This is a genomic window from Stenotrophomonas forensis (assembly GCF_028752115.1).
In the GTDB taxonomy this organism is placed as follows: Bacteria; Pseudomonadota; Gammaproteobacteria; order Xanthomonadales; family Xanthomonadaceae; genus Stenotrophomonas; species Stenotrophomonas forensis.
Map to the genome: position 1 here is coordinate 2,685,472 of NZ_CP082270.1, position 19,691 is coordinate 2,705,162.

The following is a 19,691-nucleotide window of genomic DNA, read 5'->3' on the forward strand; positions in this document are numbered from 1 at the left end:
ACGGGCACTGCCCGCCACCCTCGCGGTGGCCATCACACCCAGGGAGTTCCCGCATGATCCACGAACGTCCGCTCAGCCCGGCCATGGAATCGCTGCTCCATCGCATCGAACAGGCCTTCAACAGCGCCGAGGGCATGGCTATCCTCATCGGCGAGCAGTACGGCCCCGAGCCGAAGCCACCGGCGCCGATGGGCTACAACCCGAAGCAGATCGCCACGGCGATGATCATGCTGAGCCAGCACGGGCGATGCCTGCTGCAGGCGCTGCGCGAGGAGGCGGAGAAGGTGACCCTTCACTGAGCCCGAGTGGGGTGAGCCGGCACTTGCCCGCCACCCTGGGCCGCCCTACCCTGCGCCCAGACCAGGGAGACCCCGCATGGCCCGCCGCGCTGCACGATGGATCGCGATTGCAGGAATGATCGCCACCGCCTCTGCTGTCCATGCCGATCCGCCCCCACCGCCACCCGCCGTTGCGCGCACCGCGCAGGACGACTACACCATCCTGCGCCTGCTGGTCACCGACGATCAGGGCCGCCTGCTGCTGGAACACAACCGCAGTGGCTGGATGACGCCTGCCGTACGCGCCAACCGCAAGCAGAGCGTGCAGGAAGCACTGCGGCAGCTGGCAACGGAGCTTGGCCTGCAGGTGTCACCGTTCGCGCTGGCGGCCGTCTACAGCTATCGTTTCAACGAGGACCCGCCCGACCCGACGCACGACGCGGTATCGTTCCGGCAGCACTATCGTGCCTCGCTACGCAGTGGGCATCCGCCCGCCACCACCGCGGACAAGCAGTATCGCTGGGTGAGCCGCGACGAAGCCGCGCATCTGATTGGACTGCAGGCATTGCGCATGGAAACCCTGCAGGTGCTCGACCACCCCGAAACGCTGTGGGGTGGCGCCTTCGAGTTGTCGTTCAAGGGCGATGAGGCCACCGGCACCGAGATGATCGAGCCGTTCTACCCGTTGCGCTAGCCGCGCGCCTAGCTGCACTCAATCCGGCAGTGCCGTCTGCAGGGTTGCCAGGTCGGCACTGTCCAGTGGCCGCACCACGCGTGCCACCTCGTGGCCGTCATGCAGCAGCACGGCGGTCGGCCACAGCTTCACCTTGAACGCACGGCCCAGCGGCTTGCCCTTGCCATCCTCGATTTTCCAATGCACCAGATCGTTGGCATCGACGAAAGACTGCAATGCCGCCTGTGCGGCCTGGCAGTGGCCGCACCACGGTGCGCCGAACTCCAGCAGTTGCCAGCCCGGCTGTGCTTCCATATCCGCACGGGCCGGCTCTGCCGAGAGGTGATCACGCATGAACGGCATGCGCGTTACGCCGCCAGCGCCTTCTGGATATCGGCCAACGGTGCGTTGGTCAGATCCTTGGCGATATCACCCAGCAGGCGCGACTGCACTTCCTTGTGCAGCAGCGGGCGGATGCGGCCCAGCGTGGTCGGGTCGGCCACCAGCACCAGATGCGCGTAGCGGTTGTTCAAAGCATCGTCGTTGAGCTGCTCGGCGACCTGCTTGGCGAAGGTGGCTTCATTGAGCTGTGAGATCGACATGTCCTTGGGCACCGCGCCGGCCGGCCCCTGCCCCGAGATGCCCTGCTCGCTGATGTCCTGCAGGCGCAGCTCACCTTCCTGCTTCAAGCTGAGTTGATGCTCGCTGCCGACGTTGGTGAATACGCGGGCAGAGCCGCCATCGGCGACGATGATGAGGGTGCCTTCGGGAATGCGACGGGTCATGCGATGTTCCTTGTGGAGTGCGTTCACCTGCACCGTAGCCAGCTGTGCGTGAGCAGCGCGGCCACAGTTCGTTCAACGCATGTCATCACACACGCGCTGCGGATGAACAGGCGCGATGGAACACAGCGTGCAGATCAGGCGGCTTCGCTGCATGCTCACGCCGATGCCGTTATGATGAACGGATGATCGACACGACCCACTACGTGACGGGCGCACCTGTTACGTGGGAAGCACTGCCGACCGGCGCTTCGCTTGCCACGCATGTTCCCGCCCAGCATTTCCATCGCCTCGCGCTGGATCCTGGCGGCTGACGCCCGCAGGCCCTTCTGCCTGCATTCCCCACGCTGATGTGACACCCGGCCGCTGACTGCGCTGCCGCGGTGATCCCGTTTCCGTGTTTCCGCCCCTGCGGCGGTGCCGTGCCGTGCCGTGCGCGTGGCATCGCGCCTGTTCCCGGAACACACCCATCGCTCATTCCCCCACCTGACAGGGAGCCTCCATGCAGGACACCCCCGATTCACATGCTCATTTCGGCTGGTTCAAACGCCGCCGCCACCTGAAGGTCGATGAGATCACCGTTGTCGACAAGCCCATGCTCAAGCGCGCCGTCGGCGCGGCTGCACTGGGCAATGCCATGGAGTGGTTCGACTTCGGCGTGTACGGCTATCTGGCCGTCACCATCGGCCAGGTGTTCTTCCCCTCCAGCAATCCCACCGCACAGGTGATCGCGGCCTTCGCCACCTTCACCGTGGCATTCCTGGTGCGGCCGCTGGGCGGCCTGGTGTTCGGCCCGCTGGGCGATCGTTACGGCCGCCAGAAAGTGCTGGCGTTCACCATGATCCTGATGGCGCTGGGTACCTTTGCCATCGGCCTGATTCCCTCCTACGAGCGCATCGGCATCTGGGCCCCGGTGCTGTTGCTGCTGGCGCGCGTGGTGCAGGGCTTTTCCACCGGCGGCGAGTACGGCGGTGCGGCCACCTTCATCGCCGAGTACTCCACCGACCGCAACCGCGGCCTGATGGGCAGCTGGCTGGAGTTCGGCACGCTGGGCGGCTACATCGCCGGTGCCGGCACCGTCACCGCGCTGCACATGCTGTTGAGCAGCGAGCAGATGCTGGACTGGGGCTGGCGCATTCCGTTCCTGGTGGCCGGCCCGCTGGGCCTGCTCGGCCTGTACATGCGCATGAAACTGGAAGAAACCCCGGCATTCCGCGCCTTCGCCGAGGAAGCCGAGAAGCGCGAACATGACCGGCCCGGGCTGGGTGCGCTGTTCCAGGTGCACGGCCGCCAGCTGCTGGTGTGCATGGGCCTGGTGCTGGTGTTCAACGTCACCGACTACATGCTGCTGACCTACATGCCCAGCTACCTCAGCGTCACCATGGGCTACGCCGAGAGCAAGGGCCTGCTGCTGATCATCATCGTGATGCTGGTGATGATGCCGCTGAACATCGTCGGCGGGCTGTTCAGTGACAAGCTGGGCCGTCGCCCGATGATCATCGGTGCGTGCATCGCGCTGCTGGTGCTGGCGGTGCCATGCCTGCTGCTGGTCGGCAGCGGCAACGACTGGATGATCTTCCTCGGCCTGATGCTGCTGGGCCTGGCGCTGGTGTGCTTCACCAGTTCGATGCCGTCCACGCTACCGGCGCTGTTCTATACCCCGGTGCGCTACAGCGCGCTGTCGATCGCCTTCAACGTGTCGGTGTCGCTGTTCGGTGGCACCACGCCGCTGGTGACCGCGTGGCTGGTGGAGCGTACCGGCGATCCGCTGGTGCCGGCCTACTACCTGATGGGCGCGGCGGTGATCGGCCTGGTCACCATGCTGTTCGTAAAGGAAACCGCCGGCCTGCCGCTGCGCGGTTCACCGCCGGCGGTGGGCAGCGACAAGGAAGCGGCCGCGCTGTTGAAGAGCGACGTGCCGGTGACGGTGGACCCGAGCTTGCCGCCGTTGCCCGACGTTGCGGAGCCCGAGCAGGTGAAGCCGGCCTGAGGCTGGGCGCGAAACGCGATCCACGAATAACGTGGATCTACGGTGCGGCGTTCAATTCCATCGCACGCATCACGATGGGCTTGGCCCAGTCCGGGGTGTGCAGCAGTTCGGCCACCGACACCGGGTATTGCAGCTGGCCCTGCGCCATCGCCAGCACCGGCAGCGGTTCGACACAGCCCTCGGCATCGGCCGGGGCGCTGTTGTCGTAGACATGCAGTTCGGCCAGGTGCGGCAGCAGGTCCAGCAGGTTCTCGCGCGCGGAATCGAAGCGCGCGTGGATCTTCTCGACCGGGATGTCGTGGCCACCGGCTGCCACCCGCGCGGCCACGCGGGCAATGTGCAGTTCGACATCGGCCAGGCCACAGAACCAGATCGCGACGTGGTGCCGTTCGCAGGCCTCGCGCAGCAGGCGCGGAATGGTGTTGCCACCCAGCGTGGTCTCGAAGGCGAAGTCGGTGCCGTCGGCCATCGCCTGGCGCAGGCGACGGGTGCCTTCCTGCCACGCTTCGGCGTTGGCCTCGGGCAGCGGCCAGCCAGCCTCCACCAGGCGCCGGGTGAACGAATCCGGGTTGAACCAGCTCAGCCCTTCGGCCTCCAGCCAGGTACCCAGCAGCGAACTCTTGCCAGCGCCATTGACGCCGGCCAGCACCAGGATCCGCCCCATCGGTCAGAGCGGACGGCCGAGGGTGACCTTGCGGCCGCGACGGATCGGCTGGCCCAGCACCTTGCCCAGCCCCTCGCCGCGCTGCAGGCCGGCCAGGGTCTGGTCGAACTCGCTGCGCAGGCGCATCAGCTCCTCGCTGCGCTCACCGGCATCACCGCCGGCCGCCTTGGCCAGCAGTTCCTGATAGGTGCGGATGTCCACGATCACCGCTTCGGGGTGGTTGTGGTTGGTGATGACCAGCGCCTGCTTCTCGCGCACGGTGCGCATCAGGCTCGGCCAACCGCGGGTCTTCACCGACGAGGCCGGGGCCTTTTCAAGGCCGGGCAGATCCAGCGGCAGGGTCATGGCACAGCTCCGGGTAGAGGTGGACTATGGCCACTATACCCAATTTGGCCAAATTGGGGATAAACCGGGTTTCACCGGGCCGGCCCGGGCTGCGGCGCATCGGTCTGCAGCAGGCTGTCGCGCTCGCGCAGGGGGAACCGGATCCAGGCATCCAGCCCCTGCGGGCTGAAGCGCAGCTCGCCAGTGCCGGCCAGTTCATACGGCACGCGCTGCTCGATCAGGGTACGGCCTAGGCCGCGCTGCCGGGGCAGCGCCCAGCCCTCTACTTCGGCATGGCGCTCGCACCAGTGCAGGCCCAGCCAGGGGTGTTCATCCTGTACCTGCAGATGCCAGGACACCTCGACGCGGCCGCTGTCATGGCTCAGCGCACCATGCCGGAGTGCGTTGGTGGCCAGTTCGTGGATGGCCAGCGACAGCACTTCGGCGGCCTTGGGCGGCAGCAGCACATCCTCGCCCTGCAGGCAGTAGGCGGCCATCGACGGCGTCTCCGCCGCGATTTCCTCGTTGAGCATGCCGCGCAGGCAGACCCCGGCATTGGCGCCGCGGGTCAGCAGGCTCTGCGTGCGCGCCAGCGACATCAGGCGCCCGCACAGGCGCTCGGCATATTCATCCACGCTGCCGACCGACGCGCGGGTGCGCCAGGCAAGGGCATGGATGGTCGACATGATGTTGCGCACCCGGTGCTGCAGTTCGGCCAGCAGCACCGACTGGCGCTCGGTGGCGCGCTTGAGGTCGTCGATGTCCACGGCAATGGCGAACACGCCGCTGACCTCGCCATCGGCATCGCGCAGCGGCGCGGCAGCAACCCGTGTCCAGCGCGCGCGCCCGTCGTCATGCAGGTACTGGAACTCCAGCCCCGGCACCACGGTTTCACCGCGCATCGCCCTGGCAATGGCGAAATCATTGGGCCCGATCGCGCTGCCGTCGGTGTGCCAGCCTCGCCAGCGGTGCTGGTTGTCCGCATCGGCCGAGGGCACCTTGCCGGTGGGCAGATAGGCGCGCATCTGGTCGTTGGACAACAGCATGCGACCGTCCAGATCGACAATGCACAACCCCACCGGCAGCATCCTGAAGGCCAGCTCGAGGCGACGCTCGCTCTCGCGCCGACGCAGTTCTTCGCGCTCGCGCGCGGCCTGCGCCAGATGCGCGGCGGTGGTCTCGAACATCGTCACCAGCACGCCGTTGATGCGCCCTTCCTCGCCGCGGATCGGGCTGTAGGTGATGGTGAACCAGACATCCTCCAGGCGGCCGTGCCTGGCCAACGGATACAGCTTGTCCTCGAAGGTGAGGGTTTCGCCCTGCCAGACCCGGGTGTAGAGCGGTCCATTGATGTGCCAGACCTCGGGCCAGCACTCGCGGGTCGGCTGGCCGAGCCCGGCCGGATGCCTGTCGGCGAGGATCTCGGCATAGCCGTCGTTGTAGAGCTGCACCAGCTGCTCGCCCCACAGCACGATCATCGGGAAGCCGTGGGCCAGCATCAGATCAACCGTGGCGCGCAGGTGCGGCGGCCAGCGGTCCATCCCCCCCAGCGCGGTCGACGCCCAGTCATGCCGGGCAATGCGCGCGGCCATCCCGTCGTGGCGTGCGTGCAGCCGCAGCGCCGGCGGCATGCCGGCCTGCCGGTCGGCGGTATGGAAACCTTCGATACGGCGCCCCATACGGCCCGGTCAGGCGATGCCCGCAGACGCCTGCGGTGCAGCGACAAGCCCGGCCAGCTGCTGGACCAGGGCCTCGATGTGATAGGGCTTGGTGCAGCGCGGGGCCGCGGCGAAACGGCTCGGCAAGTTGTCGTCGTAGCCGGAGGTGAGCAGGAACGGCGTCCCTGCCTCCGCCAGGCGATCGGCCAACGGATAGACCTGTTCGCCGCCGAGATTGATGTCGAGCAATGCGACGTCGATCGGATGGGTATCGACCAGCCGCCCCAATGCCTGCAGGTCACCGGCAGGACCGATCACCTGTGCGCCCTTCAGCTCCAGGTAGTCGACCAGGAACATCGCGATGGCGAATTCATCTTCCGCCACCAGCACGCGCAGCCCTTTCAGGCCCTCTGGTTTGTTACCGGCTTCCAGCACGCCCTGCACTCCTCGATGCACGCGACCCGCCTGCGGTCGCAACGAGGGCAGGATGCGCGATCCGGCCTACAAGAGCGCGTGACGATCAATGAAGAACCGGTACTGCCGGCCTCTACCTCAGAACGCGCGCTCCCACTTCAGGCTGAGCAGGCTGCGGTCGTGGCTGTACAGCCAGCCGACATTGCTGTCGATGCGCGCGTAACGCAGGCTGAGGCTGGGTACCAGCCCGGCGACCGCCAGCCGTTCGCTGCGCACGATGGCGATGAGGTTCTGTTCGCTGTCCTCGCGCCGCGCCTCCAGCAACGGGCTCCACGCATCGTAGTCACGCTCGCGCAATGAAACGAACACGGTGGCGGTGGTACCCGTCCACTGGCGCGCGGCCCCCAGGCGCAGGCCTCGCTGGCGGTAGCCGTTGGCCGGATTGGCGGCACGGCTGTCACTCAGGTCCAGCCCGGCAAAGAGGGTCCAGCGCGGGTTGAGCGCACGGAACCAGGTGGCATACACCGCAGCCAACTCACCGTCGTAATTGCTGGCCAGGCCGCGCTGGCGATAGCGCTGGCGCTTCCAGTCGGCCTCCAGCTTGAGCAGGCTGCGCGCGTCCAACGCATATTGCCATTCGCCGTGCAGCCCGCTGCCGCCCTGCAGGGCCCGATTGCCCAGGCCCTGGTAGTCATAGCTCGGCGCGATCTGCAGGGTATGCCGTGCGCTGCGCCAGCTGTAGCCGGCCTGCACGCTGGCATTGAGTTCGTTGTAGGCACTGTGCCCGCGCCAGGCCTGGCCGAACGCAAGCCCGCGCACATAGACCCCATGATGACCGGCCAGCGCCCAGCGACGTTCCAGGTTGCCGTCGTAGTCCAGGCCCATCGCGCGTTGGGCATCGGGAAGATTGCGCTGGATGATGCAGGTCTCGCCGACGCCGAACAGGCAGGTGCGGCTGGCCGAGCTGCGGTTGATGTTGTCGCTCCATGCCGGGCCGGCGGCCAGCGCTCCTTTCCAGCGCTGGCGCGCCTGCAGCGCGGCCAGGTAGGCGTCCACCCGTCCGCGCACCCCTGCGGTGGCGGGGTCGTCGGCATTGATGCCACCGGCGATGGCCGTGAACAACGCCACGGCATCACGGTCGCGCTGGTCTTCGGCATAGACACGCGCAAGTTCAAGGCGCGCCGGCAGGAAATCCGGTTGCGCCGCCAGCAGCGCCTCGTATTCGTTGGCCGCGCGGCGGTGATTGCCGCCCACCCGCGCCAGGCTGCCCTGCGCGTAGTGGCGCAGCAACGGGTCGTGGCCGGGCAGTTCGATGTATTCGTCCAGGAAGCGTTGCGCGGCGCCCCATTGCTGATGCTGCAGCGACAGGTACAGCGCCTGGCCCAGATCGTCGACGGTGCGCTCCACGCGCAGGGTCTGGCCGTCGATGGTGATGGTCGGCCGCTCCGACTCGGCCTGCCGCAGGCGCTGCTGGTCCTGCTGCTGGTGGCGCAGTTCGCTGCCCTGCTCAAGCACGCGACGCAGATCATCCTGCTGGGCGCGCACTTCGGCAGCGGCCAGCAACAGGATCACAAGGAAGATGGGATGGCGCATGGTCGATCCGTGGTGGTGCATGCAGCGGGCCGAAGCAGGGACTGGCGGATCGCGGCTTGTCCCTGCCCTGCCCCGTCAGGGGCGTGGCAATCAGTTCTTGCTGCCGCCGAAGGCGGTGTCGTACTGGCTGTTGCCGGCGAAGGTGGCGATGCCGGCCAGGGTGGCGGCGTTGGCGCCGAAGAACTGGCCCTGGGTGGTGCCGTTGACGCTGCCATTGACGTTGGCCGAACCGGCGAACGATGCGTCGGCACTGTTGATGTTGGCAACGATGGCCAGATTCAGGCCATTGCCGGACAGTGCACCATCCAGGGTGCCGGCACCGAAGTCGGCGTCGAAGGTGCCGCTCAGCAGGTTGCTGCCGTTGAACTTGTTCAGGCCAGCCACGGTGTAGGACGCCACACCGGCGGGCAGCGTGGTGCCGGCGCGGTCACCGACGAAGTAGACCTGGCGGTTGTTGAAGCCACCGGCGGCGCCATCCTTGGACCATTCACCGAACCAGACATCGCCACTGCCAACCTTGACGAAGTTGAAGTGGCCCATGCCGGCGTGGCTGCCCGGTGCGCCGGTGATCGGCATGGCCAGGGTACGTACCGTCACGCCATTGACGGTGGTGGGTGCCGAGTAGGCGCTCAGGCCCTGGAAGTCCACCGGCTTGGCCTGGGACACGGTGCCGACACCGATACCGGCCTTGCCAGCGCGGTGCGGGCCGCCATTGACCTGCGATTCGCCCACCGCCACGTACAGCTCGGCATCGGTCTTGGCACTGGCGGCACCGACGATATCGGCAGCATGCGCGGCACCGACCAGAGCCAGCGAGGCGGCAACGGCGAGAACCGAACGGGAGATCATTTTCATGGTATTGCTCCTTGATTGAGGGAACTACGGGTACAACGCTTGAAAGTGGGAGATCAGAAGCGCGCGGTGACGCCGAGCTTCAGGGTGCGGCCCGGCGCCGGCAGCGTGGACCGCGTGGCCGGATCGACGTAGTAGCGGTTGCCGAGGTTGCTGCCGACCAGTTCGACGCTGGCATGCTCGTTGAAGCGCCAGCGCGCATAGGCATCGACGGTGGTGATGTTGCCCCAGGTGAACGGCACGTTCTGCCAGAGCAGGCCGCTGCCGCCGCTCAGCAGGCGGTCGCGGTAGGCCTGCAGATCAGGGTTCTCGTGGCGCTGGTAGTGCACGATGCGGCTGCCCAGTTCCAGGCGCTCATCGAACAGGCGCGTGCCCAGCGACCAGTTGATCGACAGCTTGGGAATGGCCTGGGTCAGCAGGTAGCCGCCGACGAAGCCGTCCTGCACGCAGTTCGGCACCAGGCCGCGGTTCGCGTCCAGCAGCACCGCCGTGCTCTCGTCACACACTTCGTTTTCCAGCGTGCGGGTGATGCCCAGATCGGTGAAGAAGCGCCGGTTGTCGAAGCGCGCCTGCAGCTCGATGCCGCGGATGGTCTGCTTGTCGATGTTGTCGAACAGGAAGTTGCCGTCGCGCTCGATCACGTCCCGGGTCTTGTGCACGTAGTACGCCAGCTTGACGTCGGCATCGGCGGTGTTGCCGAACAGGGCCGACAGGTTGTGCACGTAGCCAATCTCGTAGTTGTAGGCGTGCTCGGGCTTGAGCGCGTACAGCGGATTGAGGCTGCCGGAGAAGGCGATGGTGCTTTCGAACATGCTCGGGAACCGCACTGCTTCGCTGTAACGCACGTAGGCACGCGCGGCCGGGGACAGGTGAGCCGTGGCCGAGAAGGTCGGCAGCCAGGCATCGTCGCGCCGGCGGCTGTTGCGCCCATCCACCGGCCGCGACTGCACGCTGTTGCCGATGTTGCAGACCTGGTCGCTGCCGGCAAACACCGGCTGCACGCCGGGAATGGCCGCCACTTCACCATTGAGGCAGGGGTTGCCTGCGCGCGTGTAGTTGCCATCGGCATCGGGCAGCCAGGGCCGGGTGTGTTGCACCGGGCGCGGGGTCTCGTACGGCGCCAGCAGGTTGCGGATGCTCTGGTCGATGAACCAGCCCATGCCCCGCTTTTCCCAGACGGCGCGGCGCGCTTCCAGTGCATCGATGCGTGACTGCAGGTCTGCCGGACGGGGCAGCAACTCGTTCACGGTGTACTGCGCTTCCTTGCCACCTACGCCCTTGGTCAGCAGCTCGGGGTGCGCCTCGAGGAAATCATCGAAGGCCCAGTAGCGGCTGTAACGCACGCCTGCGTTGAGGGTGAGGAAGTCCACCGGACGCCACTCCAGGGTGAGGTAGCCTTCGCCCTCCTGGCGGCGCCCGGCACGCGGGAACATGCGCCAGCCATCGGTGGTACCGAAATACGGATCGGTCGAGCCGAGCTTTTCGTACTGCCAGTTGCCGCCCACGGTCAGGTCCAGGGTCGAATGCAGTGCGAAACGGTTGCTCAGGATCAGGCCGGTGCGGTCGTTGCGCGCGTTGGCCAGCGCGGTGTTGCGCAGGATCGGGCTGGCGTCCGGGTTCCATGCCGGGTTGCCCACCGCGAAGTTAGGAAAGCCACCGGCGGTGTAGGTGTCGCTTTCCGTTTCCGTGCGCCACAGGTTGGCGTACAGGTCCAGCCAACGACTGCCGGCTGGCTGGAAGCGGTACTCCAGGTTCCAGGCATCCGAATCGACGCGGCTGAGCGGCCACTGGATGCGCCCATAGTCCGGCGCGGACAAGATGCGCGACGGCATGATCTCGCCATAGTGCGACAGCGTGCGCCGCCAGGTGGCCTTCAGCTGCTGATCGTCGTTGATCTGCCAGGTTCCCTTCACCAGCCACGATTCCTGCTCGCTGGAGGTGTTGGGCACTTCATCGCCCGGCTTGAAGTAGCGCGCCAACGTGGTGATGTAGTCGATGCCCTGGTATTCGTACTTCTCGCGCGGGTCCTGGTCGTAGTAGCTGCTGCCCTTGCTGCCGGAGAAGTAGTTGCCGCGCTTGCGCCAGGCGTAGGCGGCCATCAGGTCGACGTTGTCGCCACGCACGCCCAGCGCCAGGCGCCAGGCCTGGTCCTCGCCATCGAAGGGGTTGTTGCCACTGCGCGACTTCACCGGCACCACCAGGGTGCGGTCGTCATAGGGCGAGTTCGGCGAGCCCTGCGGGAAGCCGGGTACCGTGCGGTAGTCCTCGCCGGTATGCAGCCGCGGCAGGCGCGGCGCCACCGCATTGCTGCTGCCTTCGATCTTCAGCTCCCCGCCAAAGCGCTCGCCGGCCGCAACAATGTCGTCAACATCGATGGTCTTGATCACCAGGGCGCCACCGATCCCGCTGTGCACATCGCGCACCAGCCCTGGCCCCTTGATGACCTGGATGCCACCAATCAGGTTGGGATCGATGTAGTTGCGGTTGCTGACGCCGTTGTAGCCGCGCCAGACGGTCAACGCCTGTTCGCCCCCGTCGATGCTGACCGGCACCCGCCCCGGCCCCTGGATGCCGCGGATGTTGATGTCCAGCGCGCCACTGTTGCGCGCATCGCCACTGAACACGCCGACCAGATCCTTGACCACGTCGGCCGGGTTGGAGCCGCGGTAGCGTTCCACCCGGTCGCGCCCCGAATACGCCGTGGTCAGGTCCAGCGCGAACACATCATCGTAGCCGCGCCGATCGCGGGCCTCGCCCCCTTCCGACTGCAGGCGACCGGCCACGTCCAGTGTCTCGGTCACCCGCACCCCTTCCCCCTCACCCGCCTCCGCCGCGGCACGCAGGCTCCAGGTGCCGTCCATGCCGCGTTGTGCGCGCACCCCGCTGCCGCGCAGCAGCTGCTGCAGGGCCTGCATCTGGCTGTACTCGCCACTCACCGCACTGGAACGACGGCCTTCCACCAGGTCACTGCGGAACACCACCTGGGCATCGGCCTGGCGGCCGAACGCACGCACGGCATCGGCCAGCGGCTGCTCGGGAATGGCGTACTGGCGCAGCGGCGCGACGACCGCCGGTTGCGCCTGCGCGGTCGGCACCCCGGCCAACGGCAGCAGTACGGTGGAGATGGCCAGGGCCAGGACGGTGGCGCGACGGTGACAGGCGGATGCCGTGGACGGCATGGACAGGAACTCCTCAAGCGGGGCGGAACCGCCGGCACATCCGGTGCCGGTGGCATGTCTGGCTTGAGGAAAAACGGTGTTTCGCTCTGGCTATACCTCTATAGACAGCCGCATGCGGCGACTGCCCACGGTTTTTTCATGTTTTTTTCATGTGACCGATCCAGCGCTGCGCCAACCGGGCTTCACCAGACCACCAGCGCCCCGCCGGGCAGGCGCTGCACGCGCAACCCGGCCTGTGCAGCCACCGCATCGATGCCCGTTTCCGGGTGCTGCAGGTGGAACAGGCCGCTGACCCGCACGCGGGCACCCTGCCCGCCCAGCACCCAGACCGGTGCACGGCGGTAGCGCCCCAGATCGGCAATGGCCTGTGCCGCCGGCAGATCGTCGATCACCACTTCACCGCGCCGCCACGGCGCTACGCCATCCGGCCCTACCTGCTGCAGCGGTTGCAGCCAGCGCCCGTCACGGAACACACGTGCCTGCCCCACATGCAGGCGCTGCACGCTGCCATCGCCCGGGCGCACATCGACCACGCCCTCGCTGACCTGGGTGGTGACCGTGCTGTCCTGCATCGACACGCTGAACGCGGTGCCGATGTCATGCACCTTGCCACCCGCCGCCTCGACCTGGAACGGCCGGGCCTCGTGTGCCACCTGGAACCAGGCCTGGCCGCGCAGCAGGCGCAGGTGCCGTTGCTGGCCATTGAACTCGATGGCCAGCGCGGTACCGGCATCCAGCACGGCAGTGCTGCCATCTTCCAGCTGCACCACGCGCGGCGCATCGCTGCTGCGCAGGTCGCTGCGTGCCAGCAGCACTGCCTGCGGTGCGGCGGCGACCATCAACACCACGGCAGCGGCCGAGGCCAGCAGCCACGGCAGGCGGCGGCGCGGCGCCAGCGGCCGCAGCCCCTGGCGATCGGCGGTCAGCCCGGGCAGCGCGGCCAGCACCTCGGGCCCGGCGGCATCCAGCCCCTGCCAGAAGGCCTGCTGCTGGCGCCAGGCCAGCGCATGGCGGGGATCGGCCTGCAGCCAGCGCTGCAGGGTTCGTTGCTGGCGTTCGGGCAGTGGGCCTGCACTGCACCGGATCACCCAGCGCAACGCCTGCCTGGCCTGACGCGGCGAGGGTTCGGACGTGGTCATGGTTGTGGCCTGCCGCACCGCGAACGGGTGCGCTTTCCTGTTGTGACAACGGCGGGCGCGATCTGCCCACGGCAATCGCCGCTCATCGCCGCACTCCCTGCTGGTGCTGCTGGATCAGCAGCGCCGCGCGCAGTACGTGCTTGCCGACCAGGCTCTTGGAGATTCCCAGGCGCGTGGCGATCTCGCGCTCGCTCAGGCCCAGGTAGCGGTTGAGCACGAAGCACTCGCGCACCTGCCCGGGCAGCGCAAGGATGGTCTGGGTGATCTCACGCAGCTGTGCCTGGTCCAGCGCCTGCGCCTCGCCATCGTGGCCGGCCCCGGCCATGTCGGCGGCGTACTCGGCCATCGCGCGCCGCTCGCGGGCATCGGCCTGGCTGCGGTTGAGCGCGTGGTGATAGGCCATCCGGTACAGATAGCCACGCGGCTCCAGGATGGGCGGATCGCCGGGCACGCTGCTGGCCTTCAGGTACAGGTTCTGCAGGGTGTCCTCGGTACTGGCCGGGTCGAGATAGCGCGCGATGAAGCGAGACAACGCACGGCGCTCGCGGATCAGCAGCTCGACCAGCGCCAGGGCATTGGGAGACATAGGTGCCAAGGCCGGACCGGGGAATGATGGGCGTGATGGCGACGGTCCGGAGGTGAATTGTGGGCTGCATGGCTGCAGGCGGCAAGCACAGTCGAGTCGACACATTCAGTAGATTCACGCCATGCGTGGATGCTGGGGCTATGGCTCGTCCAACGCCTCGAAACGCTCGGCCAGGTAATCGAGCAGCGCCCGCACGGCCGGCAGCAATCCGCGCCGCGATGGGAACACGGCGTGCACGATGCCGTGCTTCGGCACCCACTCGGGCAACACCGGCACCAGCGCACCACGGGCCAGCTCCTCGCTGATCATCATCCACGGCAGCATCAACACCCCGACCCCGGCAACCGCGGCCGCGCGCAGCGCGATCATGTCATCGCTGACCAGGCGCGGGCGATGGTGCACGCTGGCCTGCACGCCGCCGGGCCCGGTGTATTCCCAGACGTGCTGCTGGCTGGGCGATGCCAGATCGACGCTCGGCATCATCGCCAGGTCGGCCGGCACCTGCGGCGTGCCCAGCTGATCCAGCAGCGCCGGGCTGGCACTGGTGCACCAGGCGCGGCGCGCCAGCACGCGCACCACCAGGTCGCTGTCCTCCAGCGGCGGCGGCCGTACCCGTATCGCCACGTCCACACCCTCGCCCACCACATCGACGCGGCGGTTGGTGGCCTCCAGCTGCACCGTCACCTGCGGGTGCAGGGCCAGGAAGTCGGCCAGCATCGGGCCGATGCGCGCGTGCAGGATCGCGATCGGGCACGCCAGGCGGATCGTGCCGCGCGGCTCTGCGCGTGACATCGCGATGGCTTCTTCGGCTGCTTCGGCCTCAACCAGCATCGCCTTGCAGTGGCGGTAGTAGTCCTGGCCGACCTCGGTGACCGAGAAGCGCCGGGTCGAACGCTGGATCAGCCGCACGCCCAGACGTTCCTCCAGCAGCGCGATGCGCCGGCTCAGCTTCGACTTCGGCATCGCCAGCGCCCGGCCGGCCTGCGAGAAGCCGCCGTGCTCCACCACCATGGCGAAGTAGAACAGGTCGTTGAGGTCGCAGCGGCGGATATCGGCGATGAACACGGGGCGAATTCCTGCGGCGCAAGGTCTGGGCCAATTGTTCACCAGATAGGACTATGACGGCAAATAATGGCGTCTACCGAGCTAATTGTTGCAGCGATATCGTCTCCGCAACGAAGAGCAACGGCCGGCAGCCCCGGCCAGGAGATCGCCATGAAGCGTGTCACCGGTACCTACAGCGCCCCCCGCCCGCATTGGGTCGGCGACGGATTCCCCGCCCGCTCGCTGTTTTCGTACAACACCCACGGCCAGCACCTGAGCCCGTTCCTGCTGCTGGACTACGCTGGCCCGTACAGCTTTGCGCCCAGCGACACCCCGCGTGGGGTCGGCCAGCACCCGCATCGTGGTTTCGAGACGGTCACCATCGTCTATGAGGGCGAAGTCGCCCATCGCGATTCAACCGGGGCCGGCGGCACCATCGGCCCGGGCGACGTGCAGTGGATGACCGCTGCCTCGGGCATCCTCCACGAGGAATTCCATACGCCGGAATTCAGCCGGCGCGGCGGCACGCTGGACATGGTCCAGTTGTGGGTGAACCTGCCGGCGCGGAACAAGATGGGTGCGCCGGGCTACCAGACCCTGCTCGATGCAGACATTCCCTCGGTGGATCTGCCTGGGGGCGCTGGCCGCGTGCGGGTCATCGCCGGTCGCTTCGACGGCCGTGCCGGCCCGGCCCGCACCCACACGCCGATGGATGTCTGGGACATCCGCCTGCAGCAGGGACACCACGCCGAACTGCCGGTGGCCGATGGCCGCACGCTGGCGCTGGTGGTGCTGAAGGGTTCTGTGCGGATCAACGGCGGCCCGCCGGTCGGCGAGGCACAGCTGGTCACCTTCGACCGCGCTGGCACGGACGTGTTCGTCGACGCCGACAGCGACGCCACCGTGTTGCTGCTCAGCGGTGAGCCGATCGACGAGCCGGTGGTGGGCTATGGCCCGTTCGTGATGAACAGCCAGGCCGAGATCGCGCAGGCGGTCAACGACTTCAACAGCGGCCGCTTCGGCCAGATCGCGCACTGAGCGCTTCAACGCGGCGGGCCCCGGCCCGCCGCCGCCATCGGGCCACCCCGGTCCTTCCCCCAAAGGAGACTGACCATGAGTACCCCCGCCAACTTCAACGGCGCCCGCCCGGTGATCGATCCGGACAATGCCGCGATGCTGCTGATCGACCACCAGAGCGGCCTGTTCCAGACCATCGCAGACATGCCGTTCAGCACCGTGCGCGCCCACGCCACTGCACTGGCGAAGATGGCCACGCTGGCCCGGATGCCGGTGATCACCACCGCCTCGGTGCCGCAGGGCCCGAATGGCCCGCTGATCCCGGAGATCCACGAAGCTGCCCCGCATGCGCAGTACGTGGCGCGCAAGGGTGAGATCAACGCCTGGGACAATCCCGAGTTCGTTGCCGCAGTGAAGGCCACTGACCGCAAACAGCTGATCATCGCCGGCACCATCACCAGCGTGTGCATGGCCTTCCCGTCGATCGCCGCCGTCGCCGACGGCTACCAGGTGTTCGCGGTGATCGATGCCTCGGGCACCTATTCGAAGATGGCCGAGGAGATCACCCTGGCGCGCGTGGTACAGGCCGGCGTGGTGCCGATGGACACCGCCGCGGTGGCCTCGGAGATCCAGCGCAGCTGGAACCGCGACGATGCGCAGCAGTGGGCCGAGGTCTACACCAGGATCTTCCCGAACTACCAGCTGCTGATCGAGAGTTACCTGAAGGCGCAGGACGTGCAGAAAAGCCACGAGCCGCTGGATTCGCAGCGCAGCTGAGCGCGCAAGGCGGTAGAGTCCAACGCGTCGGGCATGGCCCGACGCTACAGAGGAGATCCGCATGGCCTACGCACGCATTGTTTCGACCGGCGACAACTACCTGCACCACATCAGCAATGGCAGCTTCGATGTCGATGCGGACGAGCCCGCAACGCTTGGCGGCCAGGGCAAGGGCTTCGCCCCGTTCGATCTGTACCTGGCCTCGCTGGCGGCCTGCACCGCCATCACCCTGCGCATGTACGCGCAGCGCAAGGGCTGGGAACTGGGTGAGTTCCATGCCGAACTACGCTCCGAGCGTGACGAGGACGGGCGCTTCCACGTGCACCGCGTCCTGCATGCCAGCGCGGAGCTGAGCGATGCACAGTGGCAGCGCTTGCTGGAGGTAGTGGAGAGGACCCCGGTGACCCTGGTGATGCGCGAGGGTGCACGCATCACCAGTGAGCGCGGGGCTGCGGCGTAACCCCATCCGCGCATGGCGTGGATCTACTGTAGAGCCGAGCATGGCCCGGCTCTACAGACAGCTCAGCGCCGTGAATGCAGCACGGTGCGCTGGCGCATGGCGTTGAACTCCTGCTCCACCTGCTGGATGTCCTCGGCCTGGAAACCGGCCGCATCCAGCAGCTGGTCGGCAGCCGCCGCCGCCAGCGGATCGTCATCGCGCTGGCGCCAGCAGCGCGCCGGCAGGAAGTAGCCCACTTCGCTGCGCCCGCGCATGATCACCACCGGCCGGCCGGCATACAGCAGGAACTCCGCCAGATGCTGGCGCAGCCCTTCCACCGATACATAGGCAGGCCCGATGCCCAGCAACTGGCTGGACGGTTCAGGACTTTCAAACAGCTTGCGACGGCTCATCCACTCCTCCTTTCGTGCAACGCGTGGTCTCCTTTCCTTAGACGGGCGCATCGCTGCGCCCCCGCCACGCCCGGCGTGATCTGCATCACGCGATCCGGCTAGAAGCCGGTATTGAACTCCAGCTGGAACACGTCGATCGACAGTGGCGCACCGGACACTTCCTTGGCCGCCATCCACTTGCCGCTGATCCAGCTGCGCGCATCCAGCGCGTAGGCACCGCCCACGTAGTAGCCGCGGGCATTGGTGCCGCCCAGGTGGAAGTTGGGGTCGTTGTAGGCATCCGGCAGCGCATCGGCCTCGATGTGCTTGTAGCCCAGCAGTGCCTGCCACTGGCCCTTCTCCCTCAGCTCGGTGGCACCGAAGGTGGCCTGCACCATCCATGCGGTATCGCCGCTGCGGAAGGTGTTGATGCTGGCGGTGCCGCCCGCGTCGTAGTTGTTGACGATGCCATTGTTGGCACGGCTGAACATCGCCTGCTTGTCGTAGGCCAGGTTGCGGATGTAGTCACCGTCCAGGCGCAGGCCGATGCCCTGCGCCAGCTGCGTATCCCAGCGCAGGTTCAGCGTGGCCAGGCGGAACGCCGAGGCCAGGCCGACGTACTGCGGGGTGGGCGTGTTGGCCGGGTCCAGCGGATTGCGCGCGATGTCGCGGATCAGCATCAGGGTGTTGCCCTTCTGCATGAAGGCCGGGCGCGACCAGTCGGTATCGCAGCCCACCGCACCTGCATACAGTGCGCACGGCGAAGACAGGCGACCGCTGATGTTCTTGAAGTCGTAGTAGCCCAGCGCCGCGCGCAGCGCGTTGTCATCGTTGAAGCGCCAGTTCACGCCCACCTGCGCACCGGACAGCCACTTGTTCTCGTTCGGGGTCTTGACCCGGCTCTGGCTGGGTGAACTGTCGGAGGTGTACTCCAGCGGCACCACCGCCAGGTTGCCGAACAGGTCGAGGTCACCGCCGTCGAAGTCGTACTTCAGGTTGGCGGCCAGGCCGTCGAAGTTCAGGTCGTTGGAGAACAGCGTATCGCTGGTCCAGAACGGATTGCCGAAGCGGCCACCGCGCACCGTCACCCAGTCCGCCGGGCTGTAGGCCAGCCAGGCCTGGTCCAGCCACACATCCTTCTTGCTGAGACCGCCGCCCAGCTGTTCGGTGGTCGACACCGAGCCGTTGCTGCTGCCGCTGGCCAGGCGCACGCCGGCGGTGGTGTGCTGGCCGATGGTCGCTTCGATGCCCAGGCGGGCACGGATGCGCCACAGGTTGCGGCGGTCCTGGCGGCTGTTCAACAGCGGCGGCAGCTGCAGGTTGGTGTTGGTGTTGGTATCGAAGCCATTGCCGGAATTGATCGCCGGCCAGTTGCTCACGATGTCGCTGTTGCGCTCGGAATAGAAGCGCGATTCGCTGCGCACGCGCATGTCACCGGTGACCTTGATGCGCTTGGTCCATTCGGCCACTTCGTTCGGCGCCGCCCAGCCTTCCGATTTCGCTTGCGCCATCACATCCTGGCGCACTTCGTCACGGATGCCGTCGCGCACGCTCTGCGGCACGTAAGGCACGCGCACGTCGCCGGCTTCCAGGACCACGCCGCCGCTGGCGGCCGAACTACCGCTGGCGGCGGTGCGCTGTGCGGCGGCCGCTTCGGCTTCGGCCTGCACCAGCAGCGCCTGGCCGTCTTCGGGTTTCAGCGCGCCGCTGGCGATCAGGCCCTTGATCAGCTTGACCATGGTGGTTTCTGCGGCCATCGCACCGGCCGGGGCCGCCAGGCTGAGCAGCACGGCGCAGCACAGCAGCGCCCGTCGGGCCGGCCGCGGGCGGCGGGAGTCGGTTCGTGCGCGGTCGTGGTCGTTCATCACGGTTCTCATCGAAAGAGTGGAA

Annotated in this window: 21 protein-coding genes; 7 read left to right on the forward strand and 14 right to left on the reverse strand. The window is 67.4% G+C overall.

Annotated elements, in window-relative coordinates:
* The first annotated feature begins 53 nt into the window (after positions 1-53).
* Together K5L94_RS12570 and K5L94_RS12575 are read left to right on the forward strand one after the other, a co-directional pair.
* On the forward strand, positions 54-299 hold the full coding sequence (locus tag K5L94_RS12570) for a hypothetical protein (RefSeq protein ID WP_008267939.1): 246 nt from the start codon (positions 54-56) through the stop codon (positions 297-299).
* 76 nt (positions 300-375) lie between these two features.
* Entirely contained in the window at positions 376-972 is a 597-nt protein-coding gene (locus K5L94_RS12575) for an NUDIX hydrolase (RefSeq protein ID WP_274510587.1), read from the forward strand.
* 18 nt (positions 973-990) lie between these two features.
* Here K5L94_RS12575 and K5L94_RS12580 read toward each other — a convergent pair whose 3' ends face one another.
* Together K5L94_RS12580 and K5L94_RS12585 are read right to left on the reverse strand one after the other, a co-directional pair.
* Positions 991-1,314: a thioredoxin family protein gene (locus tag K5L94_RS12580; protein ID WP_274510588.1), complete on the reverse strand. Its 324-nt coding sequence runs from the start codon at positions 1,312-1,314 to the stop codon at positions 991-993.
* A gap of 5 nt (positions 1,315-1,319) precedes the next feature.
* Entirely contained in the window at positions 1,320-1,736 is a 417-nt protein-coding gene (locus K5L94_RS12585; RefSeq protein WP_006448593.1) for a host attachment family protein, read from the reverse strand.
* A 182-nt stretch (positions 1,737-1,918) separates the two neighbouring features.
* Between K5L94_RS12585 and K5L94_RS12590 the strand changes: the two genes are divergently transcribed.
* Both K5L94_RS12590 and proP read left to right on the forward strand, forming a co-directional pair.
* The gene (locus K5L94_RS12590) at positions 1,919-2,047 is read left to right on the forward strand and encodes a hypothetical protein (RefSeq protein ID WP_258010884.1); all 129 of its coding nucleotides are present in this window, start codon (positions 1,919-1,921) and stop codon (positions 2,045-2,047) included.
* A gap of 188 nt (positions 2,048-2,235) precedes the next feature.
* Positions 2,236-3,723 carry a glycine betaine/L-proline transporter ProP gene (gene proP, locus K5L94_RS12595; protein WP_053449897.1) on the forward strand — a complete coding sequence of 496 codons (1,488 nt, stop codon included), beginning with the start codon at positions 2,236-2,238 and terminating at the stop codon, positions 3,721-3,723.
* A 37-nt stretch (positions 3,724-3,760) separates the two neighbouring features.
* On the opposite strand, the gene K5L94_RS12600 is transcribed toward proP, so the two are convergent.
* From K5L94_RS12600 to K5L94_RS12645, 10 genes are all read right to left on the reverse strand, one after another.
* Positions 3,761-4,387 (reverse strand): ATPase, encoded by a 627-nt coding sequence (locus tag K5L94_RS12600; protein ID WP_274510589.1) that lies wholly within the window; start codon positions 4,385-4,387, stop codon positions 3,761-3,763.
* 3 nt (positions 4,388-4,390) lie between these two features.
* Positions 4,391-4,732: a type II toxin-antitoxin system prevent-host-death family antitoxin gene (locus K5L94_RS12605; protein ID WP_049457044.1), complete on the reverse strand. Its 342-nt coding sequence runs from the start codon at positions 4,730-4,732 to the stop codon at positions 4,391-4,393.
* A gap of 71 nt (positions 4,733-4,803) precedes the next feature.
* On the reverse strand, positions 4,804-6,390 hold the full coding sequence (locus K5L94_RS12610; protein WP_274510590.1) for a sensor histidine kinase: 1,587 nt from the start codon (positions 6,388-6,390) through the stop codon (positions 4,804-4,806).
* Between the two features lie 9 nt (positions 6,391-6,399).
* Complete coding sequence (locus K5L94_RS12615) at positions 6,400-6,804, reverse strand: response regulator (RefSeq protein WP_053451320.1); 405 nt, start codon at positions 6,802-6,804, stop codon at positions 6,400-6,402.
* Between the two features lie 117 nt (positions 6,805-6,921).
* Positions 6,922-8,376 (reverse strand): surface lipoprotein assembly modifier, encoded by a 1,455-nt coding sequence (locus tag K5L94_RS12620; protein ID WP_053449901.1) that lies wholly within the window; start codon positions 8,374-8,376, stop codon positions 6,922-6,924.
* 90 nt (positions 8,377-8,466) lie between these two features.
* Positions 8,467-9,231, reverse strand: a complete 765-nt coding sequence (locus tag K5L94_RS12625) for a Slam-dependent surface lipoprotein (protein WP_053449902.1) — start codon at positions 9,229-9,231, stop codon at positions 8,467-8,469.
* A gap of 53 nt (positions 9,232-9,284) precedes the next feature.
* Positions 9,285-12,407 carry a TonB-dependent receptor gene (locus tag K5L94_RS12630; RefSeq protein WP_274510591.1) on the reverse strand — a complete coding sequence of 1,041 codons (3,123 nt, stop codon included), beginning with the start codon at positions 12,405-12,407 and terminating at the stop codon, positions 9,285-9,287.
* Between the two features lie 182 nt (positions 12,408-12,589).
* The gene (locus tag K5L94_RS12635; protein ID WP_274510592.1) at positions 12,590-13,546 is read right to left on the reverse strand and encodes a FecR family protein; all 957 of its coding nucleotides are present in this window, start codon (positions 13,544-13,546) and stop codon (positions 12,590-12,592) included.
* Positions 13,547-13,628: 82 nt separating this feature from the next.
* Complete coding sequence (locus tag K5L94_RS12640) at positions 13,629-14,132, reverse strand: RNA polymerase sigma factor (protein WP_008266486.1); 504 nt, start codon at positions 14,130-14,132, stop codon at positions 13,629-13,631.
* 138 nt (positions 14,133-14,270) lie between these two features.
* Entirely contained in the window at positions 14,271-15,197 is a 927-nt protein-coding gene (locus K5L94_RS12645) for a LysR family transcriptional regulator (RefSeq protein WP_053449905.1), read from the reverse strand.
* Between the two features lie 150 nt (positions 15,198-15,347).
* Between K5L94_RS12645 and K5L94_RS12650 the strand changes: the two genes are divergently transcribed.
* The 3 genes from K5L94_RS12650 (at position 15,348) to K5L94_RS12660 (ending at position 17,430) form a co-directional block, all read left to right on the forward strand.
* A complete protein-coding gene (locus K5L94_RS12650) occupies positions 15,348-16,214 on the forward strand; it encodes a pirin family protein (RefSeq protein WP_053449906.1) in 867 nt (288 codons plus the stop codon).
* A 75-nt stretch (positions 16,215-16,289) separates the two neighbouring features.
* Entirely contained in the window at positions 16,290-16,970 is a 681-nt protein-coding gene (locus tag K5L94_RS12655) for an isochorismatase family protein (RefSeq protein ID WP_274510593.1), read from the forward strand.
* A 61-nt stretch (positions 16,971-17,031) separates the two neighbouring features.
* Positions 17,032-17,430 (forward strand): OsmC family protein, encoded by a 399-nt coding sequence (locus tag K5L94_RS12660; RefSeq protein ID WP_274510594.1) that lies wholly within the window; start codon positions 17,032-17,034, stop codon positions 17,428-17,430.
* Positions 17,431-17,492: 62 nt separating this feature from the next.
* Here K5L94_RS12660 and K5L94_RS12665 read toward each other — a convergent pair whose 3' ends face one another.
* Both K5L94_RS12665 and K5L94_RS12670 read right to left on the reverse strand, forming a co-directional pair.
* Positions 17,493-17,822: a hypothetical protein gene (locus K5L94_RS12665; protein ID WP_164086353.1), complete on the reverse strand. Its 330-nt coding sequence runs from the start codon at positions 17,820-17,822 to the stop codon at positions 17,493-17,495.
* A gap of 98 nt (positions 17,823-17,920) precedes the next feature.
* Positions 17,921-19,666 carry a putative porin gene (locus K5L94_RS12670; protein WP_274510595.1) on the reverse strand — a complete coding sequence of 582 codons (1,746 nt, stop codon included), beginning with the start codon at positions 19,664-19,666 and terminating at the stop codon, positions 17,921-17,923.
* Positions 19,667-19,691: the final 25 nt, after the last annotated feature.

What these genes read in the sequence shown, in the direction of transcription:
- K5L94_RS12570 (WP_008267939.1), top strand. Translation starts at nt 54, where the DNA reads ATGATCCACGAACGTCCGCTCAGCCCGGCCATGGAATCGCTGCTCCAT.
- K5L94_RS12575 (WP_274510587.1), top strand. Translation starts at nt 376, where the DNA reads ATGGCCCGCCGCGCTGCACGATGGATCGCGATTGCAGGAATGATCGCC.
- K5L94_RS12580 (WP_274510588.1), bottom strand. Translation starts at nt 1,314, where the DNA reads ATGCCGTTCATGCGTGATCACCTCTCGGCAGAGCCGGCCCGTGCGGAT.
- K5L94_RS12585 (WP_006448593.1), bottom strand. Translation starts at nt 1,736, where the DNA reads ATGACCCGTCGCATTCCCGAAGGCACCCTCATCATCGTCGCCGATGGC.
- K5L94_RS12590 (WP_258010884.1), top strand. Translation starts at nt 1,919, where the DNA reads ATGATCGACACGACCCACTACGTGACGGGCGCACCTGTTACGTGGGAA.
- proP (WP_053449897.1), top strand. Translation starts at nt 2,236, where the DNA reads ATGCAGGACACCCCCGATTCACATGCTCATTTCGGCTGGTTCAAACGC.
- K5L94_RS12600 (WP_274510589.1), bottom strand. Translation starts at nt 4,387, where the DNA reads ATGGGGCGGATCCTGGTGCTGGCCGGCGTCAATGGCGCTGGCAAGAGT.
- K5L94_RS12605 (WP_049457044.1), bottom strand. Translation starts at nt 4,732, where the DNA reads ATGACCCTGCCGCTGGATCTGCCCGGCCTTGAAAAGGCCCCGGCCTCG.
- K5L94_RS12610 (WP_274510590.1), bottom strand. Translation starts at nt 6,390, where the DNA reads ATGGGGCGCCGTATCGAAGGTTTCCATACCGCCGACCGGCAGGCCGGC.
- K5L94_RS12620 (WP_053449901.1), bottom strand. Translation starts at nt 8,376, where the DNA reads ATGCGCCATCCCATCTTCCTTGTGATCCTGTTGCTGGCCGCTGCCGAA.
- K5L94_RS12625 (WP_053449902.1), bottom strand. Translation starts at nt 9,231, where the DNA reads ATGAAAATGATCTCCCGTTCGGTTCTCGCCGTTGCCGCCTCGCTGGCT.
- K5L94_RS12630 (WP_274510591.1), bottom strand. Translation starts at nt 12,407, where the DNA reads ATGCCGTCCACGGCATCCGCCTGTCACCGTCGCGCCACCGTCCTGGCC.
- K5L94_RS12635 (WP_274510592.1), bottom strand. Translation starts at nt 13,546, where the DNA reads ATGACCACGTCCGAACCCTCGCCGCGTCAGGCCAGGCAGGCGTTGCGC.
- K5L94_RS12640 (WP_008266486.1), bottom strand. Translation starts at nt 14,132, where the DNA reads ATGTCTCCCAATGCCCTGGCGCTGGTCGAGCTGCTGATCCGCGAGCGC.
- K5L94_RS12650 (WP_053449906.1), top strand. Translation starts at nt 15,348, where the DNA reads ATGAAGCGTGTCACCGGTACCTACAGCGCCCCCCGCCCGCATTGGGTC.
- K5L94_RS12655 (WP_274510593.1), top strand. Translation starts at nt 16,290, where the DNA reads ATGAGTACCCCCGCCAACTTCAACGGCGCCCGCCCGGTGATCGATCCG.
- K5L94_RS12660 (WP_274510594.1), top strand. Translation starts at nt 17,032, where the DNA reads ATGGCCTACGCACGCATTGTTTCGACCGGCGACAACTACCTGCACCAC.
- K5L94_RS12665 (WP_164086353.1), bottom strand. Translation starts at nt 17,822, where the DNA reads ATGAGCCGTCGCAAGCTGTTTGAAAGTCCTGAACCGTCCAGCCAGTTG.
- K5L94_RS12670 (WP_274510595.1), bottom strand. Translation starts at nt 19,666, where the DNA reads ATGAACGACCACGACCGCGCACGAACCGACTCCCGCCGCCCGCGGCCG.